Origin of the sequence: Bradyrhizobium sp. U531 (assembly GCF_051710265.1) — a bacterium.
Taxonomy (GTDB): Bacteria; Pseudomonadota; Alphaproteobacteria; order Rhizobiales; family Xanthobacteraceae; genus Bradyrhizobium.
In genome coordinates this window covers 1-9,962 of the sequence record NZ_JASVEN010000025.1, presented here as the reverse complement: position 1 = coordinate 9,962, position 9,962 = coordinate 1, and the positions used below count along the sequence as shown (strand labels likewise).

General features: G+C 60.6%; 9 protein-coding genes and 2 pseudogenes. 2 read left to right on the top strand and 9 right to left on the bottom strand.

Annotated elements, in window-relative coordinates; genetic code table 11:
- From QRQ56_RS39090 to QRQ56_RS39055, 8 genes are all read right to left on the bottom strand, one after another.
- Positions 1-786, bottom strand: a 786-nt coding sequence (locus QRQ56_RS39090) for an aldehyde dehydrogenase family protein (protein ID WP_438747096.1), incomplete at its 3' end; no start/stop codon positions are given.
- Positions 787-1,015: 229 nt separating this feature from the next.
- Positions 1,016-1,915, bottom strand: coding sequence for a dihydrodipicolinate synthase family protein (locus QRQ56_RS39085; protein WP_438747095.1), 900 nt, complete (start codon positions 1,913-1,915; stop codon positions 1,016-1,018).
- Between the two features lie 6 nt (positions 1,916-1,921).
- Positions 1,922-2,767 carry an amino acid ABC transporter ATP-binding protein gene (locus tag QRQ56_RS39080; protein WP_438747094.1) on the bottom strand — a complete coding sequence of 282 codons (846 nt, stop codon included), beginning with the start codon at positions 2,765-2,767 and terminating at the stop codon, positions 1,922-1,924.
- On the bottom strand, positions 2,767-3,420 hold the full coding sequence (locus QRQ56_RS39075; protein ID WP_438747092.1) for an amino acid ABC transporter permease: 654 nt from the start codon (positions 3,418-3,420) through the stop codon (positions 2,767-2,769). Before QRQ56_RS39075 ends, QRQ56_RS39080 begins: the two co-directional genes overlap by 1 nt.
- Positions 3,421-3,433: 13 nt before the next feature.
- The gene (locus QRQ56_RS39070; protein WP_438747091.1) at positions 3,434-4,405 is read right to left on the bottom strand and encodes a proline racemase family protein; all 972 of its coding nucleotides are present in this window, start codon (positions 4,403-4,405) and stop codon (positions 3,434-3,436) included.
- Positions 4,406-4,410: 5 nt separating this feature from the next.
- On the bottom strand, positions 4,411-5,253 hold the full coding sequence (locus QRQ56_RS39065; protein WP_438747090.1) for a transporter substrate-binding domain-containing protein: 843 nt from the start codon (positions 5,251-5,253) through the stop codon (positions 4,411-4,413).
- Between the two features lie 94 nt (positions 5,254-5,347).
- Positions 5,348-6,583, bottom strand: coding sequence for an NAD(P)/FAD-dependent oxidoreductase (locus tag QRQ56_RS39060; protein ID WP_438747089.1), 1,236 nt, complete (start codon positions 6,581-6,583; stop codon positions 5,348-5,350).
- 805 nt (positions 6,584-7,388) lie between these two features.
- On the bottom strand, positions 7,389-7,592 hold the full coding sequence (locus tag QRQ56_RS39055; protein WP_438747097.1) for a DUF3551 domain-containing protein: 204 nt from the start codon (positions 7,590-7,592) through the stop codon (positions 7,389-7,391).
- A 619-nt stretch (positions 7,593-8,211) separates the two neighbouring features.
- Here QRQ56_RS39055 and QRQ56_RS39050 point away from each other — a divergent pair.
- On the top strand, positions 8,212-8,439 hold the full coding sequence (locus QRQ56_RS39050) for a hypothetical protein (protein WP_438747098.1): 228 nt from the start codon (positions 8,212-8,214) through the stop codon (positions 8,437-8,439).
- A 367-nt stretch (positions 8,440-8,806) separates the two neighbouring features.
- Here QRQ56_RS39050 and QRQ56_RS39045 read toward each other — a convergent pair.
- Positions 8,807-9,736: pseudogene (locus QRQ56_RS39045) on the bottom strand (IS3 family transposase); the annotation flags it as partial.
- Between the two features lie 62 nt (positions 9,737-9,798).
- On the opposite strand from QRQ56_RS39045, the pseudogene QRQ56_RS39040 reads away from it, so the two are divergent.
- Positions 9,799-9,962, top strand: a pseudogene (locus QRQ56_RS39040) (IS110 family transposase); the annotation flags it as partial.

Genomic DNA, 9,962 nt, shown 5'->3' with positions numbered 1-9,962 from the left:
GGCATCTTTTGCGACTATAACAGGCGCATGGCCGCCGAGCTCCATGGTGGCGAGCGTCAGCGTCTCTCCTGCCAAGCGAGCAAGATGACGTCCCACCGGGGTCGATCCGGTGAAGGAGATCTTCCGGATCACAGGCGAGCGAATGAGGTACTCGGAGACGTCTGCCGGTACGCCGAAGACCACGTTCAACACGCCCTTGGGTAGTCCTGCATCGGTTAGTGCCCGTGCCAGTTCTAGCGTGGTGCCCGGCGTTTCCTCGGCCGGCTTGATGATGCAGGTGCAGCCAGCGGCAAGAGCTGGGGCGATCTTGCGCGCGGGCGTCACGGCCGGGAAGTTCCACGGGGTGAAGCACGCGACAGGGCCAACGGGCTCCTGTGTGACCGTCTGACGCATATCGGGCAGGCGCGCGGGAATAACACGACCATAAGTGCGCCGCCCCTCTTCTGCGAACCAGTCAAAAAACTCTGCCGCGGCCGTGATCTCGCCTTTCGCTTCCGCCAGCGTCTTACCTTCCTCCAGGGTTAGCACGGTGGCGATGTGCTCCAGACGCTCGCGCATCAGGTCAGCGGCGCGGCGCAAGATCTGCCCACGTTCGTAAGGTGAGGTGCGCTTCCAGCTCTCAAAGGCCCGACTTGCTGCCGCGAGTGCGCGGTCAAGCTCTGCCTTTCCGGCGTGCGGCAGCGTGCCGAGAGGCTGTTCGGTGGCAGGATTGAGAACGATTTCACTCCCAGCACCAGTTTCCGGGATCCATTCGCCATCGATGAGGAGTGCAAGTTTCGTATACATTTTCTATACCTTGGAAAGTGCGCTCAGATGCCAGCAGGCGGAGTCCCGATTGGACAGGCCCTTGTGTCGGCGCGGGTCGTTGATATTGGTGCGGCTACCAGCTGTGCATGCCAATTACTGCCTTGAGCCGCTGGCTATCTCCATCGGAAAACCCGCGCCTTCCGTAGTGGGCTTCACCAGGAACTGTAGATCTCTTGAATGATCGGACGGCTCCGCATGTTGCCGCTCCTTAAGCCTTGCCCCAGCGGGCAAGACCGGCATCGGCGATGACCTTGGCAATGGCCGCTTTCTGTTCGTCTGCCAGCGGCAGCAGCGGCAGGCGCGGGCTGCCCGCGTCCCGGCCAAGCTGGCTCATTGTCTCTTTGATGGCCGCGTAGTAGGAGCCGGACTGGAAGCAACGATAGAAAGCGAAGACGTCACGGCCGAGGCCATCCAACATCTTGTCGCCAGTGAGTGCCTTGTCCCAGTAATCGCGGATCAAGGGCCCGGCGATTTGGTGTGCCATGGCGACCACCCCATGGGCGCCAACGGCGCGGGCCGGAACGATCATGGTCTCGTAACCGACGAAGACGCGAAGTCTATCGCCCACGCGCTGGACGAGCTCGCTGACCTGAGTGATGACGCCGGAGCTGTCCTTGATGGCGACTACGGTTGGCAGGGCAGAGAGCTGCTGCACAAGAGCCGGGGTGATGTCGACGCCCGCGCGGCGCGGGCTGTTGTAGAGCATCAACGGCAGCGAGGTATTGCGGGAAATATGCTCGAAGAAGGCCACGATCTCACGCGGGCTCGGCATGGCATAGATAGGTGGAAGGATCATGCCGCCCGCGCAGCCCGCCGCGACGGCTGACTGACACGCTTCCAGTACATCTTCGACACGCAGGTCGGCAACGCCTGCCAGGACGGGGACGCGGCCAGCCACGTGGTCCACCGTCAACTTGTAGAGGCGCGCACGCTCAGCCTTGGCAAGCGCATAGAATTCGCCGGTGCTGCCCGCCGCCACGACGCCCTGTGCGCCATTGGCGATGGCGTCGTCGATGAGCGTCTTGTAGCGAGACTCATTGATGGAGCCATCGGCTCCGAAGGGAGTGACGAGAACGGGGAAGATACCGCCCCACTTTGTATCGGCCATGAACTATTATCCCTGGTTGGAAGATGTGGTGAGAGGTACGGCTGCCGGTTCAGCGAGCGGACCGAGAAGACGAGCCTGTTCGGTGAAGCGTCCGACGAAAGCGGCGAGCCGCGGATTGGCCTTCGACAGCAGGAGCTCACGGGGAGCGCCGCTCGCAGCAACAACCCCTTCGTCCATGAAGACCACCCGATCGGCCAACTCATAGGCAAAACCGATCTCGTGCGTAACGATGACCATGGTCATGCCCTCGGCGGCGAGCTGGCGGATCGCGGCGAGCACTTCGCCCACCAGTTCCGGATCCAGCGCCGACGTCGGCTCGTCGAACAACATGATGACGGGCTGCATGGCGAGCGCACGCGCGATCGCGACCCGCTGCTGCTGGCCGCCAGACAACTGGGAGGGGTATTTATGCCCGGCGTCGGGAAGACCCATGCGGGTGAGGAGCTCGCGCGCCCTCGCCTCGGCTTGGCCGCGGGGCATTTTCTTCACCACCAGTGGGGCTTCGATAATGTTCTCCAGAGCCGTGCGGTGGGGAAACAGATTAAAGCTCTGAAACACCATGCCGGTCTTGATGCGGACGGCGCTGACCTGCCTGCCGGAGAGCTTGAGCCGCTCGGCCCCGGCGCTGCGGAAAAGAGGTGCGCCCTCGATGATGATCTCGCCCTGGTCTGGCTCCATCAACAGGTTCATGCAACGCAGCAGCGACGTCTTGCCCGAACCGCTCGCGCCGATTAGGCAGACCACCTCTCCGCGATGGACATCAAGGTCTACGCCACGTAGCACATGATTATTCCCGTAGGACTTCTCGATGCCGCGTACGCTCAGTACGATTTCGGTCGATGTTGCGGTCATCACGCCGCCTCCTTGCGTTCGAACCGGCGCGAAAGAGCGCTGAGCGGAAACAGCATGAGGATGAAGACGCCGCCGATGACGGTGTAGACCTCCATCGGCCGATAGGTGAAACTCGCAATGTAGCCCGCCTGATAGAGCAGATCAGGAATGGTCAGCACTGACAGAAGCGTCGTGTTTTTGAGCTGCATGATGGTCTGGCCCATCAATGGCGGCACCATACGGCGCAGTGCCTGCGGCAAGATAATCCGCTTCATGCGCTGCACGTAGCCCATGCCCAACGCAACGGCGGCATCAGTCTGGCCGCGGTCGATAGACTGGACTCCGGCGCGCAGGATCTCGGCATAGAAGCCGCTGGCATAGAAACCGAGACCAAGGATGCCCGCAGTCTCTTTGCCGATCTGGATCTGAAGAAAGATTGGCAGCGCATAATAGGTCCACATCAGCAGGACCAGCAGGGGGATGTTACGGAAGAACTCGACCCAGATTCGACCGGTCCAGCGCACGAGCGGCCAAGGGGTGAGCTGAAGCAGCGCCACAAAAAGGCCCATCGCGAGCCCGATGGCGCAGGTGTAAATCGTGTATTTGACAGTGACGAGCAGGCCGTAGGCTAGAATGTCCCAATTTGCGAAGACGACGGACGGATCGAATTTCATGGCTTTCTCTCCGTCAATTGGGAAGGAAGCCGGCGGGCAGCGGATCGTCTGTTTCCAGAACAAGGGTGGAAAAGGCCGTGACATGAGCCATGCCCCGCACCTCCGGAATGATGGCGGGCATGCCGTCACCAGCCTTGGTCAAGCCTGCTATCCTGCTTTCAAAGGGCACGCCCAGGATGTTTTCGGCCCGGTACGAGGCGCCCACAGCGAGCTGCCCTCGGGCGTTGAGCTGCGCGAGCCGGGCGGACGTGCCGGTCCCACAGGGCGAACGGTCGAACTTGTTGCCTGCCAAAATGACCAGATGCCGGGCGCCGCCTTCGACAGAATGATAAAAAAGCACGCTGTCGACCTGAGGAACGGTGCTGCCGGAGTTTAGCGCTTCCTTGATGGCAACGCCCGCGCCACACCACCTGCTGGCATGTGCAATGTCGAAGGGAAGATCGATTTGGTCAGCATCGACGAGCGCATATGTGATACCGCTATAAGCAATGTCGCAGGTCACCGCACCGAGCCCTTCAACCTCCGAGATGATGTCGGAGGCGAGAACAAATGAGGGTACGTTGCGCAACAGAACAGAAGTCAGCCGGCCAGCCTCGAACGTGCCGGTCACATGGACGATACCCGCGGGAGTCTCGATCGACATGCCGCTTTGCTCAAAGCCCTTCGGCAGGGCTCCCATAGCAGCGAGACTGGCGATGTAGCCGATGGTGGCATGGCCGCACATGTCGGCGTAGACATAAGAGAAGATGAAGAACAGCCCCTGGTCCGCCTCGCGGGAAGGCACGGGCACTGCCGCCGCCATCGCGGCATGCCCCCGCGGCTCATGGAGCAGTAGCGTTCTCAAGCCATCGTGCGTGTTGCGGAAATCATCTCGCTGCTCGCGCACGCTCTGCCCGCGCAGCGGAGGAATGCCCGCCGTAACCGTGCGAGTGGGATGACCCGCGGTGTGACTGTCGACGACAGTGAAGAGATGGCTCGTACGCATGGCGGTCAGCAGTACTTGCCGGACTGAGGAACAACCTTCATGTCGATGCCGCGCTCGAGCATGTAGCGGGTGATGCGCGAGCAGGCGAGACCCAGCGAGTTCTGTTGCGACATCCAGTTGGCGAGGAAGTTGGAGAACCCCTCATTGCCAGCTTCGCGGCGGATGCCGATCGTCGCCGGGTTGCGCAGGACCGGCATGGGCACCACGGCCTTGCCGACGCCCTTGGAGTCGAGGAGTGCGGCGTCCTGGTCGGCAATGATCATCGCGTCAACCTTGCCCGACTGCATTTCCAGCACTGCTTGGTCGCGCGTGGGCACCACGACGATGGTGGAGTTCGGGATCACGGATTCGGCGATGACTTGCATTGTGCCGCCCTTCTGTACGGCGACGCGCACTTCCTTCTTGTCCATCTCGCGCCAGGTCTTGGGCGCAAAGCCAGGACGGGCGACGAGCGCCCAAACGCCCTCGACAATGGCGCCCGGCACATAGTCGATAACGAGCCCGCGACGAGGATTGGGATTCAGGGCCACCGCGAGGTCAATCTTAGCGGCCTGGAAGTCTGCGGCGAGGTTGCCCCAGGTCGTCTCGTAATACTCGATCTGAACGCCGAGCAAGCCGGCGATGTCCTTGCCCCAATCTACGAAAAAGCCGCTCCATTGGCCGGTGCGCGGGTCTTTGATGTATCCCGGCTCCTCCGCGACCATCACTGGGAATTTCAGCTTGCCGCTCGCCTTGATGCGGTCGAGCACCAAGGAGGGGTCTTCGGCTCGCGCCGGCACGGAGGCCGGCCCGAATAGCGTGGCCGCACCAATAACAGCGGCGATAATCGCACCTGTCCAACGGTTCATTGGGACTGCCTTCTATTGTGCTATGTCAATTTACAATTGAACCATATCATTTCTTCTGAGCGACGCAAGATCAAACTTGAACGGCCTACCGGCTTCATCGCAGCCGATAGGGCTCGTTTGAAATTCGGGGCGCGCGGCCCGCGACGAGGTCGGAGATGATGGCCGCGGTCATGGGGGCTCCGCTGATGCCCATGTGACCATGGCCAGTAGCGAACAGGATGGCGGCGTGCCTCGGATGGGGACCGATGATCGGGAGGCTGTCCGGCGTCGATGGTCTTACGCCCATCCAGTCAGTTACCTGGCTGATGGATATGTCGGGCAGCATTGCGCGGGCATACGCCTGCAATTTCTTGTTCTGCTTCGGATCACGGGGCGCATGGGGCGCATCGAATTCGGCGATACCCACGATCCGCAGCCCCTCCTGGAGCGGCGTGGCAACGAAGGCGGAGGCTGCATCGGTCACAGGCCGGCTGATGGCACCGGAAATGCCGGGCATCGTGATGTGATAGCCACGCTCGCTGGCGAGCGGCAGCAAGATTCCGAGGGAGCGTGCGAGATCGCGGCTGGCGAAACCCGCTGCAATAACCGCTGTGTCGCAGCGATGCGATCCGGTGCTCGTCTGCAGCGTTAGACCTTCTGTGCCGGGCTCGATAGCCTCAACTCGCGCCGTCCGAATTGAAACGCCAAGCGCAACGGCTCGATTCATCAGTCCCTCCACCAGCGCCGGAGGTGAAGTCACATAACCGCTGCCTGGAAAGAAGATCCCACGCTGGTAGTCATGCGACAACGCCGGCTCCAACTCGCGCAGCTGTTCGGCCCTCAGCCTCTCGAAAGCCACGCCATGCCTTGTCCGCAGACTGCTGGCCCGCTTATCCAGCGCGCTGGGTGATGCATCGCGCCACACGTGGAGGGCACCGCTCGGCCGAAACAATCGTCTCCAATCGTTGTCCCCGAGCATATCGCGATAGAGAGCGGCACACGGTTGGTTGAGGGCGTGCAACGCCGTGTACGCCGCTTCCCAGGCCTGTGGGCGTCCAGTGCGCAGGAAGCGGACCAGCCATGGGAGTGTGCGGGGTAACTCACGCGGAGCGAGGCGCACTGGGCCGTCAGCATCAGCGAACCAGCGTAGCGCACGCCACATGACACCGGGATGAGCCATGGGCAGAGCCGATCCCGCATTGTATTGGGCGCCGTTGCCCCAAGAGCAGCCATGGCCGACGCGCCCCTCCTCGATCACCGTGACGCGGTGCCCTTCCCGCGCCAGCATGAGCGCGCAACTCACGCCGATGACGCCCCCGCCTACGATGGCGACGGTACGCGGCTCAGCCACGCGACACCTCCTGTTTCTGTTTGCGCCAAGCCGCAAACGAGGCCGGCTGCGCCTCGATCATCGCGGCGACGCGACTAATCTTCATGGCTCGCTTTCTCTATGTTGGAAATTGTTGTAGTACATTAGGGCGGAAAAGCCAGCATTGATCTAATACAGCCCCATGTTGGCAGAATACAATGGTTTGCTCGCCAGCGGTTGGACCTTGGCCCCGATAACGGCCGCCCGCTTGGAGGGACCGGAACACCGGATGGCCTCGCCATCCCGGCTGAATGGTTTATAAACGTGAGCGCTATCTAGGGTTCAAGCCAATGGATCGGCTTATTTCTCGACCCTGCTCGCACGTACCGACGTCGGCCTCATGAGCTCTGCGCATTGTGGATGACGGCACGTGCTCGGAGCGGCCAACCTCCGCATCAGGCCGGGCGGCGCTGGCGAGCTTCGCTGCCTGCGCCTACCTTAGCGAGACCGTGGGGGAGGGTTCCATCGGAATATCTCTCGAGGCGGAAATTTAGACGACGGTGCGGCTAACGCGCGCAAGCGTGCCGCCTGGAATGGACACGGACACAACACGTGCGTTATCGACGCATGGTGTCGCCACTACACTGGGGCTGTTATTTCATATCTGTTTGCATTTCGTTTTGCCTCGGCGAGGCATAGTTCGATTGCCTCCAGCTCTCGGGCTGGTCTCATAAATTCTAGCGGCATAAGAGGCGTAAGTACGGCCCGGAACTGCGAGCTCGTCCGGATTGCACTTCTTCGTAAGCTGACCGATTTAAAGGCCGCCCGTAAGTCGTGGACCAGGACCTCAACTTGGCGGCAGTCCAAGCTTGAAAGCGTACATTGGATTGATGCCGCAATACGCGTATGTTCCGGATGCGGTGTCCATACATTGCCGATAGCTGGAGAATTGGCAATTGCCCGGATAGCCCCAGCTATATCCTTGTAGGCAATAAAGGTCCGGCGGACCCAGCGGCCGCACGTGTGCCGAACGATCGCGCTGGGCGGCCATCGACCGAGATCCAAAGCCGATAACGCCGGAAAGCACGAACGCAATGATCAGAAGGTGACGCATGAAGTGTTCGCCCAACCATTTCTTCAAAGGCAAGAATACAAAACCAACCATGGGCCTCCGCCCTTATTGATTGCGGCCGCAATCAGCCGAATTCTGAGACAGCATTGAAGCGCTAGACTAGCGACAAGCTAGATAATTTTCGTGCAATTTATCGAGCTTCACGCACAAATCCTGCGATCGATGCTCTATGAATGCACGAAGTCCATACCGTGATCCGTGCAGGCGCCCCATGAAACGCCTGCTTCGTAACGCTCACAATGGCACACGCTTTTATCTGAAGCGGCATGGAGCATGGCCGCCCCTCTGGCGGACACGCACAAATGCTGCACAAAGCGATCAAACATCGCATGATGCAAACACGATCCCAAGTTTAATCTAAGGTTCGACGGAAGGGTGACGTACGTTGCTGCGGAGACACTTTTCCGACGTGCACCAGTTCAGACGCGATCGAGGCGTCTGAACTGGTGCACGATAGTTCAGGTCTGTCCCGCGCCACGGGTGAAGGCGTAAACAAAATCGGCTAGCGGCGGTAAATTGGCCGATTGGAAGAGTGCGAATGGCCACCTACAAGAACGGAAATTATCTGCAACAATCGACCCTCGAGGCTTTTGATCAGGATCACGGGCCAGGAGCGGCGGCTCCTTATGGGGGCATTTACCGATACATCGGTTGTCACCGCGAGATCGATACCGCAGCAAGCCACGTTATGCCGCCACCAGGACATCATGCGCACACGCCAGCGCAAGGATCGATCAATCGGGTGGCGATTGATCGTCCACGCTGACGACAGTCCGAAATAGCACACGAAGCGACGTCCGGCGAAAGCCGGACGTTCTTATTATATATGTGACGCTTACAGATGTTCGCGGAACCCGTGCGCATTGACGAATCGTAAACGTCTTTGACCAACATGCGTCCAGCCTGATCATGCCATGCGTGGGCAAGGACGTGTCTTGAGTTTCAAGTCAAAGGACAAACATGTTCGATGTTTATGTAAACGACAAACACGATTTGTTAGTCGTCCCGCAGGGGTCTCCACTACCTGTCGTCGGCGCGCTTGGGAAATGGCGGAAGAAGAAAACGCGAGTGATCAGCGTCAGTGATGGGATTAGGTCGGCTGTTCAGAACCACGGTGACCTTGCCCCCAGGTTTTATCCAGTCCTGAGTTCGCCCGTGCCGTTGAATTTGCCCGGTTGGGCGGTGGCAGCGACGGGAGCTGGCGCGGAGCCTTCGGCATAACGCAACGCCAGATCCCGGCGCGGGTGGCAGGTCATCGCGAACTCTGACGGGGTTCTCCATCCGAGCTGCGAGTGTGGTCTTGTGTCGTTGTAATCGGCCTGCCAGCATCCAAGTATGACGCGGGCTTGTGCCAGTGACGTGAACAACGTCTCGTTCAACAGCTCATCCCGCAGCCGGCCGTTGAAGCTCTCGATGAAGGCGTTCTGCATGGGTTTGCCCGGCGCGATGTAGTGCCATTCGACACGGCTTTGGGCGGCCCACACCAGGATGGCGTTGCTTGTGAGTTCGCTGCCGTTATCGCTGACCACCATCCTGGGCTTGCCGCGCTCGATCATCAGCCGGTCCAGTTCCCGCGCCACGCGAATGCCGGAGAGCGAGGTGTCGGCCACCAGCGCCAGGCACTCGCGGGTACAATCATCGACGACGGTCAGGATCCGGAAGCGGCGGCCGCAGGTCAGTTGGTCCGACACAAAGTCGAGCGACCACCGGTCGTTCGGCGTCATCGGAACCAGCATCGGCGCCCTGGTCCCGATCGCCCGCTTGCGCCCACCACGGCGGCGCACCGTTAGCTTCTCCTCCCGATAGAGCCGGAACAGCTTTTTATGGTTGATCAGATAACCCTCCCGCCTGAGCAGAACATGTAGCCGCCGATAGCCGAAGCGGCGGCGCTCCTGGGCGATCGCCCTCATGCGTTGGCGAAGGCTGGTATCGTCAGCCTGGGTCGTCCGGTATCTCATGGTCATGCGGCAGCAGCCGATGGCTTTACACGCCCGCCGTTCGCTCATCCCATGGGCATCCACCAGATGAGCGACAGCTTTCCGCTTCCCCGCGGGCGTCACCACTAATGGGATGACCCGCCCCGTCCTCTCAGTCAGACTGAGTTGGCTTTTGAAAGGAGGAAGCAATGAGGACACGGAACAAGCCCAGGCCGGCAACGGTGTTTGGGATCGACATTGGCAAGAACCTTTTCCACGTCGTTGGGCTCGACGCCGCCGGAATGCCGATCCAGAAGGCGACCTTTCGGCGCGATACGCTCTTGCAGTTCTTCGAACGTGCAGGACCGGCTTT

Excerpts from the sequence above, each read along its gene's own strand:
- QRQ56_RS39085 (WP_438747095.1), bottom strand. The coding sequence starts at position 1,915 with ATGGCCGATACAAAGTGGGGCGGTATCTTCCCCGTTCTCGTCACTCCC.
- QRQ56_RS39080 (WP_438747094.1), bottom strand. The coding sequence starts at position 2,767 with ATGACCGCAACATCGACCGAAATCGTACTGAGCGTACGCGGCATCGAG.
- QRQ56_RS39075 (WP_438747092.1), bottom strand. The coding sequence starts at position 3,420 with ATGAAATTCGATCCGTCCGTCGTCTTCGCAAATTGGGACATTCTAGCC.
- QRQ56_RS39070 (WP_438747091.1), bottom strand. The coding sequence starts at position 4,405 with ATGCGTACGAGCCATCTCTTCACTGTCGTCGACAGTCACACCGCGGGT.
- QRQ56_RS39065 (WP_438747090.1), bottom strand. The coding sequence starts at position 5,253 with ATGAACCGTTGGACAGGTGCGATTATCGCCGCTGTTATTGGTGCGGCC.
- QRQ56_RS39055 (WP_438747097.1), bottom strand. The coding sequence starts at position 7,592 with ATGGCCGCCCAGCGCGATCGTTCGGCACACGTGCGGCCGCTGGGTCCG.
- QRQ56_RS39050 (WP_438747098.1), top strand. The coding sequence starts at position 8,212 with ATGGCCACCTACAAGAACGGAAATTATCTGCAACAATCGACCCTCGAG.